Genomic DNA, 22823 nt, shown 5'->3' with positions numbered 1-22823 from the left:
CCTGTTATTTTTTCATGGGTGGAATCTTGGAACAGCAGAACGGCTCATGCTTGGCATTTGCCCGGACGTTGTCGTCGGTAACCCGGTACCAAGCCAATTTGCGCCGGGTCCACCATCCGGTTTTCAATCGGCCACCGCAGGCCTTGACCAGTTCCAGTAATTCATCGACAGACCAGTGGGTTCCGTCATATGTCACCCGCAATGTGCCATTCGGTTTACGCTCGGCGAAATCAACGCAGGGGTGGTGGTTAAGATCGTGGATGAGATCCTCCCACTGACCTTCTCCCATCCCCTCGATGGCCAATTTCCGGCGCAACAAAAACTGTTCCTGATTGGTTGCTTTGTGTGCTTTGGTTATGGGGCGACACCTCTCTTCCAGATAACTTCTCCCTGTATCAAAACACTTCAATCTGAACTGCGGCTGAAAATGGACACATGCTTTCGGTGAATTTGAGTTACATCAAATCATAGACGAAAAAAGGCCATGGGTTTCCCATGGCCCTTCAGCATCAGAATGCGATTCGAGCGCCGATTACGGCAAACCAATCTTCTGTGCCGCCGCCGCTCGCCTCGGCCAGGTCGGCACTATCGCCATACTTACGCTCGTGCACCACACCCACATAAGGCGAGAACGCACGGTCTATCAGGTCGTAGCGGAGCCGGAGGCCGGTTTCGGTGGAAACCAATCCTTTGCCGATGCCAATTTCCCTGTCTTCACTGAACGCTACCGTCGCATCCAGCGTTGCGGAAAGGATCCAATAGTTAGTGAGCAGCAGCTCGTACTCTGCGTCAAGTTCGGCTGAGGTATCTCCATCCTTGCTGACATACAAGTTTGCATCGATCTCAAACCATTGGGGTGCCAGCCCGGCTACACCGAGAACAGCATACGTACGATCCGGTCCCTCGGGGGTGTCGAAACGCACACCCGCTTTGGCGTCGAAGAACTTGGAAATGGGGATCTGGCCGACCAGCTGGTTTTCCAGCGTTTCGTAGGCCTGCTCCTCGATCTCGTACTCCCCGGTTGTGAGCAACCGGACTTTAAAATCGTCAGTGCCATAGAAGGCATCCGCATTCCAGACGCCCAGCTCCTCGCCATCGTCGCTGTAGCGGTACTCAAATTCCTCGAATTGAACGCCCCAGGTTGTGAGCGGCTGTTTACGAGCCGTGGTGTCGGAAATCATTTCCTGAGCTGTCACCGCCGTTGAGACACCAATAGAGGCAAGAAAACTGACGGCGACAAGTGATCGAATACAACTCATGCCTCACCTCCATCTTCAGCAATCACGTCTGTTTTGGCCTGCGTTGAATCTGGCCCACCTTCAATAATTACCTTGCGGAACATACCAGCGGCCGCGTGATAGGACAGGTGACAGTGGAACGCCCACTGGCCGGGCGCGTCGACCTCGGTTTCCATGTAAACCGTGGTGCCTGGCTGCACACTGACCGTGTGCTTGATCGGGTTCCATTGGTCTGCACCAACATCGAGAATGGACCACATACCGTGCAGGTGCATAGGGTGAGTCATCATGGTCTCGTTCACGAATTTGAAGCGAACTCGCTCACCGTATTTGAGACGAATTGGGTCTGCGTCTTCGTACTTGACGCCATTAATGCTCCAGGTATAACGCTCCATATTGCCGGTCAAACGAAGCTCAATTTCCCGGGTCGGTTCGCGGTCTTCATACAGTGGATCTTGGGCCTTCAGGTCAGCATAGGACAGGAACTTGCCGCCATTGGCTGCCGTGGGTACAAGGCCACTTCCCTTGGCGTAAAAGGGGTCGCTTTGGCCGCCTTTTCCCATCGCCATGGAACCATGATCCATGCCTTCCATGTTGGAATGATCCATGCTGTCCATGTTGGAGTGGTCCATTCCCTCCATTGAGGAGTGATCCATCCCGGACATATCTTCTGAGCTGTCCATATCCATGTTCCCATGATCCATGCCCGCCATGCTGCCATGGTCCATACCAGGCATACCGCCCATATCAGCCATGGTCAGTCGGGCAGCTTCACGCAGTTGCGGCACTGCCGCTTCCATGCCCTCTTCGGGGGCCAGTGTTGCCCTGGCGTATCCGGAACGTCCCATGGATTCGGCGAAGATGGTGTACGCCTGCTCATCCTTCGGACGTACGATCACGTCGTAGGTTTCCGCTACACCAATCCGGAATTCATCGACACTAACGGGCTGAACGTTGTTGCCATCGGCCTGAACGACGGTCATATCCAGACCAGGAATCCGGATATCAAAGTAGGTCATGGCCGAAGAGTTGATGAATCGCAGCCGGATGCGTTCGCCCGGCTCAAAAAGCCCAGTCCAGTTCTGGTCCGGCCCCTTACCGTTGATCAGACCCGTAAAGCCTTGCAGGTCCTCAACGTCCGCTTTCATCATGCGCATGTCGCCCCAGGCCATCCGGTCTCGGACCGTATTCATCAGGCCATTCTTTGACGCGTCCGAGAAAAACTCGCCCACGGTTTGCTGCTCGCGGTTGTAATAGTCCGGCATCATTTTCAGGTTGCGCATGATGCGGTCACCGGAATGGGGGTGCTTGTCAGTCAACTGCACCACGTACTCGCGGTCATAACGAAACGGCTCACGTTTTTCCGGTTCGATCACAATGGCACCATAGGCGCCGTCCGGCTCCTGAAAACCAGAGTGGCTGTGGAACCAGTAGGTGCCTGCCTGCTGGATAGGAAACTCATAGGTAAAGGTTTCACCCGGCTTGATGCCCGGGAAACTGATACCAGGCACACCGTCCTGGTTAAAAGGAAGGATCAGGCCGTGCCAGTGAATGGACGTCATCTCATCCAGGTTGTTGGTCACGTTGATCCGGACGTTCTCGCCTTCCTTGAAACGCATTACCGGTCCCGGAGATGCGCCGTTGTAGCCTATACCTTCTTTCTCAAAATCGCCGGTATCAATTTTAACCCGGTCAACCGTAAGGTCGTACTCACCGGCCATAACCATGGCGGGCATCAGCAGGCTCAAAAGTCCTGTCAAAAGACGTACTTTCATCTGTTTCACCCCATACTACACATCGTAGAAGCCGAGCCGAGGAACGAGCCTCAGCCCGCACTCGCGGACTTCAGTCAAGCGAGTCACTCGAAATTGACCTCACCGTACATCCCGGCCTGATAGTGGCCCGGCACGTTGCAGGCAAATTCGATATTGCCTTTATCAGAGAACTTCCATACCACTTCTTTACTTTGGCCCGGTTCCAGCAACACGCTGTTCGGGTCGTCATGCTTCATGGAATGGCCATTCCCCATATCCATATTCATCATGTCGTGGTTCAGCTTGCCGCCCTGGATGACGCCATGCTCAACCATCATCATCATTTCCTCTTGATGAGCTTCGTGCATGTCGGGAGTGCCAACACTGAACTCATGGACGAGGTTTCCCTTGTTCTCCACCACGAAGCGAACGGTTTCACCCGGCTTTACACTGATTTCTTCGGGTTCGTAGTAGTTGTCGTACATCTCGACAGTTACGGTTCGGCTGGCCTCCGACGCTTTGCCAGGTTCACCGCTTGTAGCGCCGTGCCCGTGGCCACCATCATGGGCGCCAGCCGCAAACGCTGTTGCCGACATTGAAAGCGCCATACCCGCTACGAATAGTTTTGATGCATTCATCTTTTTATCCTCTGTAAAATATTGCTCGAAAAACACTGCAGGATTGAGCCCCAATCTTGAGCAATGTCCAGAATCGGTTGTTATCTTCTCTCACTAACCTGAATTCTTTCTGAAAAACTCGAACTATTTTCCGTTCAGGCTGAATTCAGGTTAATCAGTCACACTTTCGACCGCGGACCATACATAGAAGGAAAAACTCATGCGTTTACTGCTCGTCGAAGATGACCGCTTGCTTGCTGAGGGTCTGGTCAGGCAGTTGGGAAAAGCAGGTTTCAGCGTTGATACAACTCCCAGTGCCCGAGAAGCCGTCGTTCTGGGTGAGCAAGAGGATTACCGTGCTGTTGTTCTGGACCTGGGTCTACCTGATGGCAACGGGCTGGACGTATTGAGAAAGTGGCGAACGAATCACGTCAGCTGTCCGGTCTTGATTCTGACCGCGAGAGGCGATTGGCAGGATAAGGTTAACGGCTTAAAAGCCGGGGCAGACGATTACCTGGCAAAACCTTTTCAGACAGAAGAGCTAATCGCACGCCTCAACGCACTCGTGCGTCGAAGTGAAGGAAGGGTCCATGCTCAGGTTAAAGCCGGCCGCTTTGAACTGGACGAAAACCGCCAGAGTCTCAAGATGGACGACGGCGTGGAACATACACTTACCGGCACCGAATTCCGGCTGCTACGTTGTTTGATGAGCCGCCCTGGCCACGTCTTTTCCAAAGAACAACTAATGGAACAGCTTTACAACTTGAATGATAGCCCGAGCGGAAACGTCATTGAGGCGTATATTCGGAGGTTAAGGAAGCTAGTGGGCAGCGAAACCATCTCAACACGACGCGGCCAGGGGTACATTTTTAATGCGATTCCTTAAAAAGCCTGCGTCCGTAAAAGGAACCTTGCTTGCGCTGTTACTGCCCGCCGGAATTGGTCTAATGGGGGTGGCGTGGTTGGTCCATGGCTTGCTGCTCGACCGAATGTCTCGGGAATTCGTTGAAAGCCGACTGAAAGATGAAGTCGTTTTCCTCGAGCACCAGATTCGCGACGCGAATGGTGAAGTTGACACTCTCCAGACGGGCGATTATTTCCAGGATGTTTTTCATCATGCCTTTGCCATACATACACCCGAACAGACCATCATTTCACCCGATACTTGGGAGCCCTTGTTAACGCCTCTGATTGAAAACGAAGAAGACGGAACCGTTCGCGTAGAAGATGCCGAAACCACTGATACTCCCTTAGACATCCTCGCCTACCGAAAGTCTTTTCAGGTCGGTGAAACACCCATCGTCGTAATCGTTTCTGAAGATCTGGGTGCGCTGAAACGCAGCCAAGCTGCACTTCATGCCTGGACCGCCGTAGTATCAGTTCTGTTGATTATGCTCTTGGTCGCCGTGCTCTGGTTCGGAATCACGGTGTCCATGCGACCGGTTGTCACACTCAAAGCCGCATTAAAAAGACTCCAGGACGGAGAGATCTCCCGAATCAACGTTCAGTCGCCAGAGGAGTTCCACCCGCTGGTTCTTCAACTAAATCAGTTGCTGGACTCCTTAGATCAGCGACTGGAGCGCTCCAGGGACGCTCTCGCAAACCTGTCTCATAGCGTCAAAACCCCCATCGCAGCCGTCCGGCAGATACTGGAAGACGACACACGTCCTCTCGACACCAATCTAAGGCGCCAGATGGTGGAGCGACTAAGCGATATCGACAGGCAATTAGAAGCTGAAATGCGTCGAAGCCGTTTTGCAGGGCCCCAGATTGGAAAAAGCGCCTACCCCATAAAACAGGCACGGGATCTTTTGTGGATGCTCGGTCGTTTATATCCGGAAAAGTCGTTTGAACTATCGAGTTCTCTGCCTGAAGACAGCCGATGGCCGATAGAAGAACATGATCTAAATGAAGTATTGGGCAACTTACTCGACAATGCTGGCAAATGGTCTTCGAGATGCGTAGAGCTCTCTGTGGAACAAGGCAGCGGCTTCAAGCGAATAGTTGTTGCTGATGATGGCCCAGGGGTTAATCACAAGGATTTAGCCAGTTTGGGCCAAAGGGGTCTGCGGCTAGATGAGCAAACACCTGGGCACGGTCTCGGCCTTGCTATCGTTCGAGATATAGTGACTCGCTATGAAGGTAAAATCAGCTTTTCGACTAAGTCCTGTAGCGGTTTACGCGTTTCTATCGAATTATTAAGATAAAATCGAATGTTCGCTTTTGTTTAGCAGCGGACCGATCGAGGCGTCCGGTGGAGGCCGTAGGCCAGCAAGGTCAGGGACTGGCGAGCCTAAGAGAGACAGAGAGAAATAGATTTCTCTCTGTCCGGTTGCTGCAATTTGTGAAATTAAGATGTAATCGAGTTCGAGTTCACATCCAGTGGAATGCATTCGACCATAATCAGTATTGATAAAATGTAAACGAGGGAAGCGGCTGTCATTTATGACGGCCGCTGTTTCAACCGGCTCGCTGACTTCCGAATCAGTGTAGTGATTTTATCTTAAACCCATGTCCCGGCTCTGCTTAAATTGGTAGAAAATATAATATTATATAAGCTCACCCTTCGAATTTGGTTGAAGTATGGCTTCCAGTTTAAATTCGGACGAAGAAAGCTATGACTTGGATATTCACTAAATACTTGATCACTGCGCTCATGGTGATTCTGGTGTCTGAAGCGGCAAAGTACAGTGATCGTATCGGTGGTCTAATCGCAGCGCTTCCAATGGTTACTGTGCTGACCTTGATTTGGCTGCATGTTGAGCAGCAGCCAGACCAGAAAATTGCCAATCATGCATGGTACACCTTCTGGTATGTAATCCCGACGCTGCCAGCGATGCTTGTTTTTCCCGCTCTCATGTCACGATTCGGCTTCTGGCTGGCCCTCATGGGTTATGTATTAGCAACGTGCGTATGCTTCATCGTGTTTACGTTTGTGGCACGACGCTTTGGATTAGAGCTGCTTTGATAGATCAATAGGTAGTCTGGTGAGTGGCGGCCGTAATAGCTGAGTACAACACCTTGCCGGGGGCAGAGGCACTCAGCTATTGCGGCCGCCAAGCTATAAGCATGAAAATGCGCTGTCAATACATGGTCGTCACGGCAACTGCGTGTCCAAACCAGGTCGCATAAATAAAAAAATGTAAATCACCCTCCCTGCCCTGGGCACTTCGTGCCAGAGGCTCGATACTCAAGTATATTTAGATTCCCGTTGGAATCTTTGTACGTCATCTGGGCAGGCATTACACCGCAGCCAATGCGTGTTGATGTAATATGTATGACACGCTCAATATCTAGATCCATCCCATAGCGGTAATGCACGGTTTCAGGCGGATTTTTATCAATCGATAGTGCGTACTCTCTCCATCTCTTTTCGTTTTCCTGAATCATAGATCCATAAACTTTATCAGCACTACCCTCTGCCATGGCAAATGAGGAAATCAGCATAATAGAAACCATTGCAACTCTTGTTTGAATACTCATTTTTTCCTGCCTGAATAGCCCCTAGTTTCGTAGACACCTCCAGGCCTTATAATCGAGGCACCCAGGAGGTCCAATGAGCAATCCACGCTACACCGAAGAATTCAAAATCGAAGCCGTCAAGCAGGTGGCAGATCGAGGCCATTCCGTTGCCGAGGTCGCCGCTCGATTAGGCGTGTCGGCACATAGCCTGTATCAATGGCTCAAGCGCTACTCCAAGCCCACCGCCCAGCGACAGCAGGATGATGATCTTCAGGCTGAGAACCGGCGATTGAAGGCCGAGCTCAAGCGCGTATCAGAAGAGCGAGATATATTAAAAAAGGCCACCGCGTACTTCGCCAGAGAGTCCGACTGAGGTACGCGTTTATTCAGAGCCAAGTGGACAAATATCCCGTGCGCCGCCTGTGCAAAATGATGACTGTGCACCCCAGCGGTTACTATGCATGGTGTCGCAACAAGCTGTCTGATCGCGCTCGGGAAGATCAGCGTCTGTTGGGCCAGATAAAACACTCTTGGCTGGAAAGCGGCGGCGTGTATGGCTATCGCAAAATTCATCTGGATCTTCGTGAAGCGGGTGAGGCTTGCGGTAAGCACAGGGTAGCCCGCCTCATGCGCTGCGAGGGATTGCGCTCACAGACGGGTTATCGCCGCCGCCCTGGTCATTACGGTGGGAAGCCTGCGGTAGTTTCACCCAATCACTTGGATCGCCAGTTCGATGTAGCGGCGCCCAATGTTGCCTGGGTGACAGACATTACTTACATCCGCACCTACGAAGGCTGGTTGTATTTGTCCGTGGTTATCGACCTGTTCTCGCGTCAGGTTGTCGGCTGGTCGATGAAGCCGCGTATGACATCTGACTTGGCGCTGGACGCGCTGTTAGCCGCAGTGTGGCGTCGCAAGCCGCAAGGATGTGTGATGGTTCATTCGGACCAAGGCAGTCAGTTTAGTAGCGGGGACTGGCAGAGCTTCCTGAAAGCGAATCACCTGGTGGGCAGCATGAGCCGCCGGGGAAACTGCCATGACAACGCGGTAGCTGAAAGCTTCTTTCAATTACTCAAACGGGAGCGAATCAAGCGACAAATCTATCCAACACGCGAGGCTGCAAGACAAGACGTGTTCAATTACATTGAGATGTTTTATAACCCAAGGCGCCGGCACGGCACGAGTGGTGACCTGTCACCGGTCGAGTACGAAAAGCGCCATTACCAGAGCCTGGCGAGTGTCTAGAATACTGGGGGCTATTCAAGCTGCTTGGGGGAACCTGACTCATCAAAAGATCTCACTCAGCGTGATTCTGGGGCGACCGTCCGACTTGGGATGTCACAACCCGTTGGCCATTGCAAGGGTGAATTGGCCACTCAGCCTTGCCCTATAGCAGAATCCTAGCAGACAGCTGTACGTTTATACAGCGTCAACCGCACGAAGTCTCAGCTCTTCGGCAATAGCCTCCGGACCCGTTGACACCATAATGAACAGGACCAATTCTCCTGCAAAACTACGATCGGGATTTTCGTGTCCTCACCACTTTCATGAGTCTCGGATAGCGCTTATTTGACGGCAGCGACTGTGAGAAGAGCAGCGGTAACGGTGAGTGCTGCCAGCTCACGATGGTTAGGTTGTAGGCGGTCACAGTCGTGCTCTGGTGCCAACGCAGTACGCAATCACACCCACCAACGAAGTACTTCGCTGCGGACATCCGCCGGCCATTTCCGACATCCATCATCACGCCGATAAAAAATGAAGATCACTAACAGCCAGGCGAAGCGAGCCGTTTTATTCGCCCACCTGGACTAGTTTCAGCTGTGCTCGCTCGGACACCGAATAAACCCAGCCAACGACCCCTTGTCATCATCGCGCGTCAGTCAATCCGTACACACTGCAGGCGCAGCGCATTTGAACGCGATCGGGGCCGAACTCGAGCTCATCGCTAGCGCTGCAATCATGGGCGACAGTAATAAAACCGTGAACGGGGTGAGATCATCCGCTGCGATAGAAATGCAGAGGCCGTTATATAACAAGAAGGCGAAAATCAGGAAATCCGGCGTGATATTCTCGGACCACGGCAGACGCTGGAGCGGTACGGCAGGGTTGTGAAGAATCCTAGCGAAAGCGGAGTGATGAAAACACCTCTTCATCCAGACAAGACTCCATCCGTTGGCTCGGCGGGCGTAGCGACTGATCATCAGCTTTTGTCTGCTCAAACGCGAATCAACATCGGCCACTCCGCGCATCCATAACTCACAGTCAGGTTAAAGAGTCCTACCACGCCTCGTCATATTACAAAATTGTAATGCTGGTGCAATCTACCCGCAATTTTGAGAGGAATACGATAAAACGTTCGTTCCAAAAAGCCTCCTAAAAGAAGAAAATCATATGAATAAAAACATCAGTCGCACGTTGATTGCCTCGTCAATACTGTTTGCCGCTCACTCCGGAGCTGTATCAGCACAAGAACATATTGCATCTGGCTTCGTAGATGGAAGCAACCTATCGGTACTGAACCGAAATTTCTATTTTAATCGAGACGACCGTCATGGTCAGTTCAGTCCGAAAGGGACAGGATATTCTGAAGCATGGGCACACGGCATCACGGTTAACTTCGAGTCAGGTTATACCGAAGGGACAGTTGGTTTTGGTTTGGATGCTTTCGCGATGTTGGGTTTGAAACTCGATACTGGCGACGGACGAAACGGCGGACGCAGCACCTTTGACGTACTTCCTGTCGACTCCCAGGGCAAAGCCGAAGACGAATACACAAAGATCGGGGCGGTAGCTAAGCTGCGCGCCTTTGACACAGTAATCAAGATAGGTGACGTTTTTCCGGCTAACCCTGTTGTCCACTACGGAGATTCACGGCTACTTCCTGAAAGTTTCAGGGGCGTTACACTGGCCAATACACATGTTGAAGGATTGACCGTACAAGGCGGTCGACTCACTGGCATGAGCCAGCCAACCAGCAGCAGTATGCATGATGATTTCGCAACATTTTATGCAGGCGCGGTCGACTCTCCATGGGTGGCTTATTTCGGAGGGGATTATATCCTCAATCCCGAATTAGGGTTCAGCCTATATACAAGCCGCCTTAAAGACGCCTGGGATCAAACGTATGTTGGTATTTCCGGTGAGCTGCCAATGTCCGAACGAATTTCGCTGTTTGGTGGCATAAATTATTACGATGCCCGCGACGAGGGCAAGAAGCTACTCGGAGAGTTTAGCAACCAGATATGGAGTGCTAGAGTCGGAATTGCGACCGATGCCCACAGCATCGCGGTGTCCCACCAGCGCAACCATGGAGATGACGATTTCGATTATCTGCGGCAATCCGATGCAATCTTTCTCGATAACGCATCTCAGTATAATGATTTCAACGCACCAAAAGAGCAGTCGTGGATGTTTCGTTATGATCTGGACATGACTGAGTATGGCGTGCCGGGACTTTCATTCATGACCCGTTATGCCAAAGGAAGCGAGGCCGACTATTCAAATGCTAACGCGGTCTATATGAGACGGGATGCGGGCGGGGACCCGCTTACTGACCAGAAGCGTTGGGAGAGAGACATCGAAGCCAAGTACATAGTGCAGTCCGGAAAACTCCATGGCCTGTCTTTTAGGGTGCGCCAGGCTACTGCACGTGCAACCGCTTTTGAATCGGATCTAGATGAAGTCAGGATTATTATAGAATACCCGCTTGATATTATCTGATCTGAAACTTGATATGGGCGCCCAAGGGGCGCATTTCATTTCAATGGCCAATCGTTTTCGCGTCGCCACATTCTCCCGATGAAGATTCCACATCTAACGTAACATGATGAATGGAAAAGGTATCTTTGAGCATTTTCTTGAGATCATTCTTGATGTCCTCACTTCGGCTCATCAGCTGGTCCTCAATCACAACGTGGGCCTCGAGTGATGTCCGGTGTTCATCTATGAGCCAGATGTGCAGGTGATGAACGCCACACACCCCTGAAACGGCCAACGACCTTGATATAACCTCCTGGGGATCTATATCTTTTGGTGTGGCAGACATGAGTATGCGTATGGCGCCGCCTATTTCTGTAAATGCTTGCCACAATATATACCCAGCTATCATTAGCGTTATCAGAGGATCTATAAATACCCAGTCGTACAGAATAATCAAAGTACCTGCGATGATGACTCCAACGGACCCCAATGCATCTGACACGTTGTGTAAAAACGCCGCCCGAATATTAATACTGGACTTTGATAATGAATAGGTCAGCATGGCCGTTATCGTGTCAACCATTAAAGCGACAGCTGCGACAATGACAACAGTCCACCCCTGAACAGGCTGCGGTTCGATAAAGCGAAAGATCGCTTCGTAAACCAGGTACAGGCCGATCACGATCAAGGTGGTGTAGTTTATAAGCGCTGCAATCAACTCTGCTCGAACATATCCGAACGTCCACTCTTCGTTGGCTGGACGCCGAGCTATCCTTCTGGCGATATAGGCGATAGCCATCGAGATCGCGTCGCTCAGGTTGTGTATCGCATCGGCAACCAGTGAGAGGCTCCCTGACAATATTCCCCCCGCTATCTGCACCACGGTTAGGATAAGATTGACGGCTACGGCCCACCAAACGCGTTTATCACCAGCCTGTTCGTTATGTGGATGTTGATGTCCCACGTTGCCTCCTGTCGCTAGTGAAATCACAGTTTGTATCGGGTGATGCACCCTGCCATTTTGCCGTGGCGATCCCGACGTTATGTCGTAGCCCCTTCGACTGCCTTGTGCTTGCGATCGTTTCGATTGAGTAGTGAACACAACATGGGCAAAACGAACAACGTTAGAAGCGCCTCCCGACGAAGCCGGGAGCGCTACTCCAAAAGCCACGAACTTCATCAACGCGGCTCGTTTATCAGACGACAGTGCTATCCTCGACACCATCCTCGATCCGAATTGCCCGTCTGACATCGCTGACGAAAATGCGCCCATCACCCCGTAGCCCGGTATGGGCCACGTCTTTCAGTACCTGAACCACCTCGTCCACGTACTGGTTATGACACACCACCTCGATTTTTACGTGCTTGACGAAATCCGCCGTGCCGTCAATCGGGTTGGCCGCGCTGGTATGGGCCTTGCTCCGCCCAAAACCACGCACCTCGGAGACACTCATACCGCTGATACCGCTCACCCGGTGCAACGCCAGGGTCACTGCTTCGAGCTTGTGGTTCTTGATATAGGCTTTGATCTCTTGCATGGAGTTATCTCCTTTCAACGGGTTTCGCCGATATCAGCTGGTTTATCAGCGAACCATTGATAAAGAGCGGGAATAACCAACAGGGTAAGAATCGTAGCTGTGACCAGTCCGCCGACCACGACGGTGGCCAGAGGCCGTTGCACTTCGCTGCCGGCGCCGCTGGCGAACAAGAGCGGAAACAGCCCAAGCGCCGTTGTCACAGCAGTCATGATCACCGCTCGCAGACGTGCACACGCCGCCCGGACACTGGCTTCAGCAACGGAAACGCCATCTCTGACCAACTCATTGAGATAGCTGACAAGCACCAGACCGTTTTCCAATGCGATACCAAAAAGCGCGATGAAACCAATTGACGCAGGTACTGACAAGCTCTGCCCCGTCAACCACAAGCCAACGATACCGCCCACCAGAGCCAACGGGATGTTGAGCATGATCAGTAAAGCGTTACGCAGCGAACCAAAGTTTGCGTAAAGCATTATGAACACCAGCGCCAGAGTAATCGGCACCACGATCATCAGGCGCTTGTTGGCCTGTTGCTGAAGCTCGAACTGACCACCCCACTTGAGAAAATACCCCGGCGGCAAGTCGACCTGTTCCGCAATAGCGGCATCGGCTTCGGCAACAAAGGAGCCGATGTCCCGATCACGCACGTTGGTTTGAATGGTGATGAAACGCTGATTGTTTTCTCGGGTGATTTGCCGTGGCCCGACAACTTCTTCGATACTTGCCAGCTCCTCCAGGGGGATCCGCTGGCCGGAGGCGTTTTCGAGAATCAACTGCCGAATGACTTCCATCTCGTTTCGCGCCTCCTTTTTCAGACGCACATATATATCGAAACGACGAATACCCTCGAACACCTGTCCCGCTTCGCTACCACCGACCGCCACGCTCAACGTATCGTGAATATCACTCACATTGAGCCCGTAGCGGGCGATCGCAGCCCGGTCCAACGTAATGCGCAGTTGCGGTGTGCCACCGATCTGATCGCGTTGAACATCCTGAGCTCCACGCACTGTGCCCATCACCTGTTCGATCTCTCGTGCTTTTTCAACAAGCACATCAAGGTCATCACCAAAGAGCTTGGCTGCAAGTTCGGCCTTGGTCCCCGTCAGCAACTCATCCACAGCTGCGGCGATAGGTTGTGTGAAGTTGAACTTGGCACCGGGGAAATCTTCAAATCTCTTGCTCATTGCGGCGTAAAGACCGTCCAATGTATCCGCGCTTACCCACTCCTCCTGTGGCTTGAGAGCAACGAATATCTCGGCGTTGTTTACCGGATCGGCGTGAGCGCCAACTTCACCCCGGCCAATACGCGAGACTACCTGCGTTACCTCCGGAAAATCCTCCATCAATTGCCGTTCAAAAACAGTGATAGTGGTTTTGGCTTTCTCCAGCGAGATAGAAGGCGCCATGGTAGCGCGAATCAACAGGTCACCCTCATTCAGACGCGGCACAAATTCCGAGCCCAGACGCGGCGCTACTGCAGCGCCCACGGCCAGAACGACGACCGCCAGCGCCAACGCGATCCAGCGGCGAGCAACCATTGCCTCTACCAGTGGTTTATAACCTTTGAGCAGAAAGCTGATGATGTCCTTGCGTGGCTTGTCCTCACGAACCTTGGGACTCCTCATCAGGAGCGAAGCGGCTACTGGAGCGATCACTAGCGCGAAGATCAGCGATCCAAACATCGCCACCGCCACCGTGTAGGCCAGCGGTTTGAATGTCGCACCTTCCACGCCCTGTAAAGTGAATAGCGGCAAGAACACGACAATGATAATGCTGATCGCAAACAGGATCGGTCTTGCGACCGACTGGCAGGCGCGCATCACGATATGCAGACGCGACTCATCAGGCTTGGCTTCGCGCAACATGCGATCAACGTTTTCAACCACCACAACCGCGCCATCCACCATCATACCGATAGCGATGGCAAGCCCACCCAGCGACATCAGGTTCGCGGATATTCCGAAAATTTTCATCGCAAGAAAGGTAAAGCCGACCGAAAACGGAATGGAGAGCGCCACCACCAGGCTTGGCCTGAGACCACCCATAAAAGCCAGCAGAACCAGGGCTACTAGAATGATGCCCTGCAACAGAGCATTGATCACAGTGGTTACGGCCGCTTTCACGAGCGTAGCCTGGTCGTAATACGGCTGCACCTCGATGCCTTCAGGCAGGTTGTCGTTGATTGTCGCCAACTCCTGCTTTACCGCATTGATCACGTTGGAGGTGTTGCTGCCGATCAGCTTCAATACCATGCCGACAACCACCTCGCCGTTGCCATTCTTGGTGGTCAGTCCGCGGCGAATTTCTCCGCCAATGTCCAGATCGCCAAGTTGGTTCAAATAAACGGGAGTCCCGTCGATGGTCTTCACCACAATGTTGCGAAGAGACTCGAGATCTGTGGCAAGACCCACCGACCGCACAATGTACTCTTCGTCATTTTTGACGATGAACTGGGCGCCGGCATTGGCGTTGTTGGCTTCAATACGCTCCTTGATTTCCGGCAAACTGACGTCGTAGCGAAGCAGCGCGTTCGGATCGACATTCACCTGAAACTGTTTCACTTCGCCGCCAATCGAAAGAACTTCGGTTACGCCCTTGACGGTCTGCAAATTGAACTTGACGATCCAGTCCTGAATCTCACGCAGCTCGGTAGTGCTGTACTGACCGCTGGTGTCCTCGAGTACATAAAACAGTATCTGCCCAAGCCCTGTAGTAATAGGCCCCATGACCGGCTCGCCAAAACCGGCGGGAATCGACTCCCGGGCGACCTGAAGCCTCTCGCCCACCAATTGCCGGGCGAAATAGATATCAGTTCCATCCTCAAAATAGATATTGACAACTGACAGCCCAAAGTTGGAAATCGAACGCACATGGTCGAGTTCTGGCAGACCATTCATTGCACTTTCGATCGGATAGGTGACGTATTTTTCCACTTCTTCGGGTGCCAATCCCTCAGTTTCTACGAACACCTGGACCAATGCCGGCGAAATGTCAGGGTAGGCGTCCACCGGCAGGGTGCGATAGGCGAAGTAGCCGCCCACCAGGGTCGCCAGAGCTAGCACGACTACCAGTAGCCGGTTATCCAGCGCAAAACGGATAATGCCTTGCATACTGTTCTCCTGGGCTAGTGGTTGTGACCGGATTCAAATTCATTCTTCTGCAGCTGCGCCTTAAGCACGAAACCGCCCTCGGCAATGTAACTTTCTCCGGGTTCAAGACCGCTCAGGACTTCGACCATTTTTCCATCGTCGCGACCGAGCTTCACTGACCGCGGCTCCCAGCGCTCGCCTTCCTGTACAAAAACCGTTGGCTGACCCTCCAAATCAATGATCGCACCCTCGGGAACTACGACGTCTACCGGGTACTCGCCAATGGCAATATCACTCTGAACGAACATACCCGGTTTCCATGCGCGGCTCTCATTTGGCAGGAAGACTCGAGCCAGGCCAGTACGCGTGCGCTCATCTACCGACGGGGCCACATAGTCGATGCGAGCATCAACCGGCTCTGGGCCATAGCTGGTACTGAGACGAACCGGCTGACCAACCTCCACCAACGGTACTTGCTTGGGATAGAGCGCTATGTCAGCCCAGAGAGTAGACACATCCGCGACCACGAAGGCAGTGTCATCCGGTGACAAATGTTCTCCCAACGTAACGTCCCGATTGATCACCACCCCGTCGATCAGCGATGTGAGGTTGAAGCGTGCAAGCGTTTCAGAACTCTCTGCCACGGCAAGGGTTTCGCCGGCACTGACCTTGTCGCCGATCTTTGCCCGCACCTCAACGATTTTCGCCGCAAAACGCGGACTGATGTGAGCGACGGCTTCCTTGTTCAGTTGGATCTCGCCTGGCAATGACACCTGCTGGCGAATGACACCCGCGTCAGCAACGGCAATTTCACCACCGAACTCGCGTAACAGATCAGCGCTAAGGGTCAGAACCGGCTCTTCGTTCTCCTCGTGGCCTTCGTGGCCCTCAGCCTGACCTTCTTCGGCATGACCGTCATGATCGTCATGTCCTGCTTCTTCCGCAGCATGGTCACCTTCCCGCTCACCGTGCTCCTCTTCAGAATGTTCTGCTTCAGCTTCTGGCTCTTCCGATTCATGCTGATGCGAAGCTTCCTCCTCGGTGTGAGCGGCTCGTGTTTCCACTTTTGGATCGGTTACCGCAATTGCGCTGTGAAGCGGCAGCCCTGCCAGGAGCAAACTGCCAAGTACCAGATTCAATAGTTTGTTCATCGAGATTCTTCCTGTCGTGACGTTTGCTCTGCACCAGCGGATCCATCCAGGTAGGGCAGACGGAATTCGGACGACACACCGCTTGCGGTATCGGCTCGGGTAAGAATTTGTCCGCTTCCCGTCAGAGGCTGGCCCGTCAGGGTTTCAAGGGTAATAAGGGTTTGATGGAAGTCGGTGGCGGCGACAACCGCGTCGTTCTCGACGGCCAGCACTTGCTGCCGGGCCTGCACGAGTTCGAGATAGGAGAAGCGCCCCACCCTGTAACCGTCCTGAATCAACTCGAGAGTCTCCCGTGCTTCGGGCAGGATATCGTTACGCAGTACCGTGACCTGGTTACGTGTCTGTTCCAGTTGTGCGTATGCATTGTGTAGCTCGGTAAAAATCTTGACCCGTGTTGCCTCCTCTTCCAGATCGAGCTTCGCTAGGCCCTCACGGGCGGCCTGGATATTTCCCTGATTCTGGTCATTAACGCCCAGCGGCATGGAGAACTGCAGCACCATTCCGATATCGTTCGTTTCCCGAATGTGTTTGAACCCGGCGCCGACCTCAATGTTCTGTCGGCCGCGAGCGGTAGCGAGTTCAAGCTCGGCCTCGCGTAACCTGCCCTGTGTCAGAAATCGCTGCAATTGCGGTGCTTGCTCGAGTTGAGTACGAATACGGGCGAAGTCCGGAAGCTCCACCAATGAAAAAAGTTCCGCGCCCACAATCGCAAAATCCGGTTCACTGTCCCCCCACAAACTTGCCAGGCGGCGCTTGGCATTCGCCAGCCGAACCTCGAGATTGCTAACCGCCAGCGCAGCCTGCATCGCATCCGTTCGTGCGCGACCAAGCTCGGCCCTGCTTGCGCTACCAGCGTCGAAACGTCTATTGGCCACGGATTGAGCGGCTAAAGTCCATTCAACAACCTGCTCGGAGAAATCCAACAATCTCTGGGTTTGCGCCACTTCCAGATAGCGGCTTGCAGCTGCCGCCAGAACATCAAGGCGAGCAAGCTCGTAATCACGCTCCACCGCCTGGCGCTGCCAACTGCCGACGTCGCGCCGCAAGTTGCGTTTATTACCCATCTCAATGACTTGGCTCAATGCCAGGGTGGTTTCCATTGCATCAACCCCCGAAAATGCTCCGTTGCCAAGAACATTTTCGACTTCCACGGAAAGAACAGGATTGGGTCGCAGGCCCGCCTGCAGGGTTCGCGCTTCGGCGGCACGGATTTCATAGGGATAAACAGCCAACTCGGGGCTGGACTGCAGAACACGAGCTAGTGCCTTAGGCAAGGTCAGTATTGCGGTCTCGCGGTCGGCTGCCCAAGCAAGGTTTGACAACCCCAACATACTGCAGACAAACAGGAGCCTCGCCTGACGCGGCCATCGGGCCGGACGTAGACGACAAATAAGGGCGAGCATAAACCACCTCACATAAGGTTGAACCACAATTGGAATGTCGTAGGGCCGGCTGTGCTGGTATTTACAGTCACGCTGCCTTGATGGATCTGCATGATCGAACGGACGATCGAAAGACCAAGTCCAGTCCCTCCTTCGTCACGTGAGCGCCCGCTATCCACGCGAAAAAATCGCTTGAATATCGCTTCGGTGTGCTCTTCGGGTATACCGGGGCCATCGTTTGTCACAGACAACACGATAGATTGACCTTGACTCTCGATGAGTATCGGAATGTTGCTGTGGTGAGACGCGTGTCTGATGGCGTTCGATAGTAGGTTCGATATGGCTCGCTGCACCATCAGCCTGTCGCCCACGATAACGCCGTCTCCCTGGACGGTCAGCGATATTCCCTTTTCTTCAGCCATAATATTAAACAGGTCGACTACCTGTTCAGCTTCTCTTTTTAAGGATATTTGATCTGACAGATCAGCTGAATCCGACTGAAGAGCTTGCGAAAGGTAGAGCATGTCTGAAACGATCCGAGATATTCTGCCGAGCTCTTCTACACATGATTCTAATGTTTCTTTGTATTCGGAGGATAATCTGTCTCGAGAAAGAGCCACCTGCGCTTTCCCCATTAGATTAGTAATCGGAGATCGCAATTCGTGGGCCAGATCATCCGAAAAATCGGAAAGTTGTTGCACGCCGCCCTCAAGCCTTCCCAACATGAAATTTACGCTGTCTGCTAGCTCTTTAAGCTCCACGGGCAGACCAGAGGTTATTATTCTTCCATCAAGATCATTTGTGGTAACGATGGAAGTCAGCTCTCTGAAGTTGCTCAGCGGAGCCATTCCTCGTCGGGCAATCCACCAGGATCCGAACCCAATTAATACCAGGAACAGCGGCACCGCTAATATGGTCGAATTCAGGTATGCACTAAGCAGTTCGGAATCACCGGAACGATTACTGAAGAGTACTAGCAGAAAACTCTCATTGCTCCCGGCAATGCGCACGATGTTAGATTCTATTAGCGCCTCGATGCCATGCTGAGAGAGTCGTTTTTTATATGTATCAGGTTCGACGGCACAAGTACTTCCAGTTAGCAAATGACTTGGCACCGAGCCAACCGTAAAATTTAGTTTATTCGGCCTTTGAGCATCGCATACTAGCAGGCCTAGATCTGGATGGCCGGACACTAAGTCGCCCAGCGGGTGCGAGCTAGTATCTTTAACAAGCGACAGGTTAGACTCTGATATTACATGTTCGATTTGATTTAACTTTTGTTCTAACCTGGACTCGGCAATTATTCCCAATTGATTGCGCAGCGTCATCCAGGATTGACTGAATATCAAAATAACGAGAATTGATCCCATAACACCTACAGACAATCCAATTCGCAGCGACAAACTCAAAGGCTTGGTCATCCGCGATCCTCAAGGACATACCCTACCCCGCGCAGGGTGTGGATTAGCTTCCTGTCAAAGGGTTCGTCTATTTTGGCGCGCAACCTTCGGACAGAGACGTCAACTACGTTAGTGTCACAATCGAAGTTAATGTCCCATACTAACGAAATTATTTGAGTTCTTGTCATAACGACACCAGAATTTCGCATGAGCAGATGTAATAAGGAAAATTCCTTAACAGTCAGATCGATGCGCTGCCCTGCTCGGTATGCACGATGTCTGGCGGGATCAACCTCAAGGTCAGCCACTTTCAGAGAGTCGGTTTCAGTCAGTTTCTCACTTCGCCTCAGAAGCGATCTGATTCTTGCCAGCAATTCAGGGAATTCGAAGGGCTTAACCAGATAATCATCTGCACCCAGGTCCAATCCTTTCACCTTGTTCGACAGCCTGCCGCTAGCAGTTAACATCATTACGCGCGCATCGCTAGTGCGGCGAATATCCTCCAATATCGACCAACCGTCCATGCCAGGCAAATTTACGTCCAATATTACTAAAGCATACTGCTGGCTTTTGAACAGGTGTATTCCATCCGTTCCCGTTAAAGCGTAGTCAACGGTGTAACCAGATTCGCTTAGACCTTGTTGCAAATATTCGGCTGTCTTCAATTCGTCTTCGATGATCAAGACTCGCATCGTTGCACCTTTTTGGCCTTCCATCTTCGTGTTCTGATGCGCGGGCGTCGCTAATTGTAAAAAAAGGCGCCCAAAGGCGCCTAAAACATCTCTTGTTGAAGGAGTAACTACCCAAGAGATGAAACTGAAATTATCTGTTCGCTGGATCTGATTTTTCTGTCGTTTTCAAGAATAACTCATCATTATTCAGGATACGCTGCTTACGCTCTTTTACTTCATTGCCCTTACGCTCATCAAGAGGCAGACCATATCCGTGACGATCGGCAAGCATCGTCCTCAATTTCAAGCTCCCATCTTCAGCCTGCACTGCTGTACTGGCTCCCATCAAGACAAAAGCCATGCTAAATACGGCCATCATGTTGCGATATGTCATAGCGCCCTCGGCTTGGCATTGGGTATGAATTCCATGCCGCTATTATCCAGTTCAAGCCTGACGAGAGGATTAGCCTTAAATGACAATTTTGTCATTTAGGGCTCCCTCGCTTTTTTTCTGCTGCATCTGCTCTCGGATGGGAAATGCCCTGTCTGTAAAAAGCCTCTGTCGAACCCGTTCCACAGCAAGTGTCTGCGGGCGTTACGGTGCGGCTTTCGCAACAGCCGGCCGGTTGTGCCACGGCATTCGTTTCACAGCCGGCCTCTTGCTTCGTCACGGCATCAGGTTTACAGCAGCTACTCGATGGGGCTACGACACCAGCTTCACTGCCAGCGCCTTGCTGTTCATCGCGACCGCGCCACTTTGGCCAAGCATCCCGCCCGACCTGAACGGAAGAGTGCAGGTACAGTAGCGCGAGTGCCACCCCAACGATCAGATCCGGCCACTGCGACTGGGTCAGCATGACTAGCCCGGCCGCGCCTAACACGCTTAGGTTAGCGATAACATCGTTTCGCGAGCACAACCAAGTCGAGCTCATATTGATGTCGTCGCTGCGGTGACTATAAAGCAACGCCAGGCAGCTCAGGTTGGCGGCGAGCGCAACAAGACCGATCAGACCCATCCACCCCGCCTCTGGCACCACGCCCAAGAAGCTCTTACGGATGGCTTCACCGATAATTAAGATGCTGAATAGTAAAAGAAAGCCACTTTTGAAAAGGGCAGCCCCCGCAGCTTGTTGCACTGAGAGGGCGTTGCTCGGATAAGCGCGAAGCAACCGATTGTGGGATCTTGGCGGGAATCAGTGAAGGAAGCGAACCGCGCTGATAGTTGTCAGCGCTATTAAGGTAGGCAAGATCGATTATTTATCCGGTATATCATTGTTTTATATATGTTTATTAAAACAGGCCTGCGCATTGATATAAAAAACGATATGGGAAAAGGGCTGGCGAAGGAAAGCCAGCCGATACCCGCTCCAGAAATAATGGGATTTTCAGGCGTGAGAGAGACGCATAGTCACCCAGCAGAATGCAAGACATGCCATACACCTAATGCTGTTTGAATATACAGCATTCTGTCGTGTTTATGCCTGCGGGTCAATTAACACCCATCCCTAGCAGCAGAGTGATTTTCCGTCCAGTGTGTACGTGTCTGAACGCACTCAACCATCGACCCCCTCCAACTCACTGAGCCAGCTGAGCTGAGTATCAGCTGGCAATGCCTAGCAGCATCAATAAATCGCAGAGCACTTCACTTTAAAAACTTCAGCAGCCGAATAAAGCACTACTTCCTCCGCCACCTCACTAAAATAGTCAGGAATATTGCGTCACAATATGACCAAAACCACAGCTGCGTTCTGCAAATTATTATTAAGTATTATTATACCGTGAAAACATCACCCAAATTCTATCATTTTAAAAATTTCGCCCTCATCCCTATTGAAAACTCCCCGACTTGGTTTTAGCTTTACATGCAAGCAGATAATTAACGCATACCCACAAATTGCTGTTAGGCGTACAAATGAGTGAATCTTCGAGTATTGAAATTTATCGCCTGCCGATATCCACGGCTTATCGCAACGGCGACCATATCGAGTGGCCTCTAGTGGATAAAGAAATTCGTAGATCACAGCAAATGCTAGCGACACTTATTACTAGGGCCCAGCCAATTTTTGGCGATCTCGTACAACTAGAACCAGTTGAGCGTGCGGACGATACTAGTGTGAGCCTGATCGTACGCGCACATTTGGAGGAGCAACAACTGGAGCTCATCCCCGAGATCCGGACAACCGTTACCGCACTTTTCTCTGAGGCATGCGAGGCACTAAACCTCATCGCTGCATCCACTGCACAGGCAGCCGAAATTGCGATCCGCGCCGGGAACCCCGCTGACAGCACCGACACAACAATTTATGCGCGCGCCCCTGTAGCTGAGCTGGCGCAGATTTTACGCGAGTACCTGCCCGCAGGCGCTCAGCCCGGAGCGGATCTAGGCATGGTGACCTCGCCGGTCGTCACGCCACCGCGCGGCATAAGCGGTCGCCTGAGAGACGAGGCAGAGGAAATCCTAGTAGCTGAGATTATGCATGTCTGCGACCATTCACGACACGCTCTAGTAAAAGCCGGTAATAAACTCAAAAAAATAACTTTCCCACCCGAGCATCGCACAGAATTACTGCATGCACAGCTCGAATTCACAACCCTTAACCTACAAGTTTCCACAAACTACAAATTTTTTAACGGCGCAAAAAAAGCGTCCAACTATACGCTACTACGAGTTGTCGCCGCCACAGAAAACCCTCAACAGCAACAACTCAAAATACAAGACTGAAATTAGCCACCACTCAAAACCAGCCAATGAAATTTCACGCAGAACTTCACAAACCCTAAAAAGGATCAAGTCCATATTGAGGTGTACACTAGAA

Annotated in this window: 21 protein-coding genes and 1 pseudogene; 7 read left to right on the top strand and 15 right to left on the bottom strand. The window is 52.1% G+C overall.

Features of this window, described 5'->3' with window-relative positions:
* Positions 1–4: 4 nt before the first annotated feature.
* The 4 genes from G3M63_RS05245 to G3M63_RS05230 form a co-directional block, all read right to left on the bottom strand.
* On the bottom strand, positions 5–358 hold the full coding sequence (locus tag G3M63_RS05245; protein WP_058092398.1) for a hypothetical protein: 354 nt from the start codon (positions 356–358) through the stop codon (positions 5–7).
* A 151-nt stretch (positions 359–509) separates the two neighbouring features.
* A complete protein-coding gene (locus G3M63_RS05240) occupies positions 510–1259 on the bottom strand; it encodes a copper resistance protein B (protein WP_163982079.1) in 750 nt (249 codons plus the stop codon).
* On the bottom strand, positions 1256–3013 hold the full coding sequence (locus G3M63_RS05235; protein ID WP_163982078.1) for a copper resistance system multicopper oxidase: 1758 nt from the start codon (positions 3011–3013) through the stop codon (positions 1256–1258). Before G3M63_RS05235 ends, G3M63_RS05240 begins: the two co-directional genes overlap by 4 nt.
* Positions 3014–3096: 83 nt before the next feature.
* The gene (locus tag G3M63_RS05230; protein ID WP_106761014.1) at positions 3097–3630 is read right to left on the bottom strand and encodes a cupredoxin domain-containing protein; all 534 of its coding nucleotides are present in this window, start codon (positions 3628–3630) and stop codon (positions 3097–3099) included.
* A 199-nt stretch (positions 3631–3829) separates the two neighbouring features.
* Here G3M63_RS05230 and G3M63_RS05225 point away from each other — a divergent pair, with 199 nt between their 5' ends.
* The 3 genes from G3M63_RS05225 to G3M63_RS05215 all read left to right on the top strand — a co-directional run bounded on the left by G3M63_RS05225 (position 3830) and on the right by G3M63_RS05215 (position 6577).
* Positions 3830–4495: a response regulator transcription factor gene (locus G3M63_RS05225; protein WP_163982077.1), complete on the top strand. Its 666-nt coding sequence runs from the start codon at positions 3830–3832 to the stop codon at positions 4493–4495.
* Positions 4482–5816, top strand: a complete 1335-nt coding sequence (locus tag G3M63_RS05220; protein ID WP_058340738.1) for an ATP-binding protein — start codon at positions 4482–4484, stop codon at positions 5814–5816. The genes G3M63_RS05225 and G3M63_RS05220 overlap by 14 nt, the downstream gene beginning before the upstream one ends.
* Positions 5817–6226: 410 nt before the next feature.
* Positions 6227–6577 (top strand): DUF3147 family protein, encoded by a 351-nt coding sequence (locus tag G3M63_RS05215; RefSeq protein WP_163982076.1) that lies wholly within the window; start codon positions 6227–6229, stop codon positions 6575–6577.
* Between the two features lie 179 nt (positions 6578–6756).
* On the opposite strand, the gene G3M63_RS05210 is transcribed toward G3M63_RS05215, so the two are convergent.
* Positions 6757–7092 carry a DUF2790 domain-containing protein gene (locus G3M63_RS05210; protein WP_163982075.1) on the bottom strand — a complete coding sequence of 112 codons (336 nt, stop codon included), beginning with the start codon at positions 7090–7092 and terminating at the stop codon, positions 6757–6759.
* Positions 7093–7165: 73 nt separating this feature from the next.
* Here G3M63_RS05210 and G3M63_RS05205 point away from each other — a divergent pair.
* Positions 7166–8316, top strand: a protein-coding gene (locus G3M63_RS05205; protein WP_153274282.1) for an IS3 family transposase whose coding sequence is annotated in 2 segments (ribosomal slippage) — positions 7166–7403 and positions 7403–8316 — 1152 coding nt in all. Because the reading frame shifts where the segments join, the coding sequence is not laid out codon by codon here.
* A 635-nt stretch (positions 8317–8951) separates the two neighbouring features.
* On the opposite strand, the gene G3M63_RS05200 is transcribed toward G3M63_RS05205, so the two are convergent.
* Entirely contained in the window at positions 8952–9311 is a 360-nt protein-coding gene (locus tag G3M63_RS05200) for a hypothetical protein (RefSeq protein ID WP_163982074.1), read from the bottom strand.
* A 151-nt stretch (positions 9312–9462) separates the two neighbouring features.
* Here G3M63_RS05200 and G3M63_RS05195 point away from each other — a divergent pair, with 151 nt between their 5' ends.
* A complete protein-coding gene (locus G3M63_RS05195) occupies positions 9463–10791 on the top strand; it encodes an OprD family porin (protein ID WP_090271446.1) in 1329 nt (442 codons plus the stop codon).
* A 40-nt stretch (positions 10792–10831) separates the two neighbouring features.
* Here G3M63_RS05195 and G3M63_RS05190 read toward each other — a convergent pair whose 3' ends face one another.
* From G3M63_RS05190 to G3M63_RS05150, 9 genes are all read right to left on the bottom strand, one after another.
* The gene (locus tag G3M63_RS05190) at positions 10832–11734 is read right to left on the bottom strand and encodes a cation diffusion facilitator family transporter (protein ID WP_218573658.1); all 903 of its coding nucleotides are present in this window, start codon (positions 11732–11734) and stop codon (positions 10832–10834) included.
* A 232-nt stretch (positions 11735–11966) separates the two neighbouring features.
* Positions 11967–12308: a P-II family nitrogen regulator gene (locus G3M63_RS05185; protein WP_090271440.1), complete on the bottom strand. Its 342-nt coding sequence runs from the start codon at positions 12306–12308 to the stop codon at positions 11967–11969.
* A gap of 14 nt (positions 12309–12322) precedes the next feature.
* Positions 12323–15424: an efflux RND transporter permease subunit gene (locus G3M63_RS05180; RefSeq protein WP_090272038.1), complete on the bottom strand. Its 3102-nt coding sequence runs from the start codon at positions 15422–15424 to the stop codon at positions 12323–12325.
* A 14-nt stretch (positions 15425–15438) separates the two neighbouring features.
* Positions 15439–16554 (bottom strand): efflux RND transporter periplasmic adaptor subunit, encoded by a 1116-nt coding sequence (locus tag G3M63_RS05175; RefSeq protein ID WP_090272039.1) that lies wholly within the window; start codon positions 16552–16554, stop codon positions 15439–15441.
* Entirely contained in the window at positions 16551–17957 is a 1407-nt protein-coding gene (locus G3M63_RS05170) for a TolC family protein (protein WP_090272040.1), read from the bottom strand. Before G3M63_RS05170 ends, G3M63_RS05175 begins: the two co-directional genes overlap by 4 nt.
* An 8-nt stretch (positions 17958–17965) precedes the next feature.
* Entirely contained in the window at positions 17966–19357 is a 1392-nt protein-coding gene (locus G3M63_RS05165) for a heavy metal sensor histidine kinase (protein ID WP_163982072.1), read from the bottom strand.
* Positions 19354–20028: a heavy metal response regulator transcription factor gene (locus tag G3M63_RS05160; protein WP_090272042.1), complete on the bottom strand. Its 675-nt coding sequence runs from the start codon at positions 20026–20028 to the stop codon at positions 19354–19356. Before G3M63_RS05160 ends, G3M63_RS05165 begins: the two co-directional genes overlap by 4 nt.
* Positions 20029–20158: 130 nt before the next feature.
* Positions 20159–20401, bottom strand: coding sequence for a hypothetical protein (locus G3M63_RS05155; protein ID WP_090272043.1), 243 nt, complete (start codon positions 20399–20401; stop codon positions 20159–20161).
* A gap of 91 nt (positions 20402–20492) precedes the next feature.
* Positions 20493–21143 carry a cation transporter gene (locus G3M63_RS05150; protein ID WP_231702237.1) on the bottom strand — a complete coding sequence of 217 codons (651 nt, stop codon included), beginning with the start codon at positions 21141–21143 and terminating at the stop codon, positions 20493–20495.
* Between G3M63_RS05150 and G3M63_RS19495 the strand changes: the two are divergent.
* A pseudogene (locus G3M63_RS19495) lies at positions 21131–21226 on the top strand (Cd(II)/Pb(II)-responsive transcriptional regulator); the annotation flags it as partial. The gene G3M63_RS05150 and the pseudogene G3M63_RS19495 sit on opposite strands and share 13 nt — an antisense overlap.
* A gap of 693 nt (positions 21227–21919) precedes the next feature.
* The gene (locus tag G3M63_RS05145) at positions 21920–22729 is read left to right on the top strand and encodes a hypothetical protein (RefSeq protein WP_163982071.1); all 810 of its coding nucleotides are present in this window, start codon (positions 21920–21922) and stop codon (positions 22727–22729) included.
* The last annotated feature ends 94 nt before the right edge of the window (positions 22730–22823 follow it).

The organism is Pseudomonas sp. OIL-1 (assembly GCF_010669185.1).
In the GTDB taxonomy this organism is placed as follows: Bacteria; Pseudomonadota; Gammaproteobacteria; order Pseudomonadales; family Pseudomonadaceae; genus Halopseudomonas; species Halopseudomonas profundi.
The sequence above is the reverse complement of the archived record's forward strand: the minus strand, read 5'-3'. Positions and strand labels throughout refer to the sequence as shown.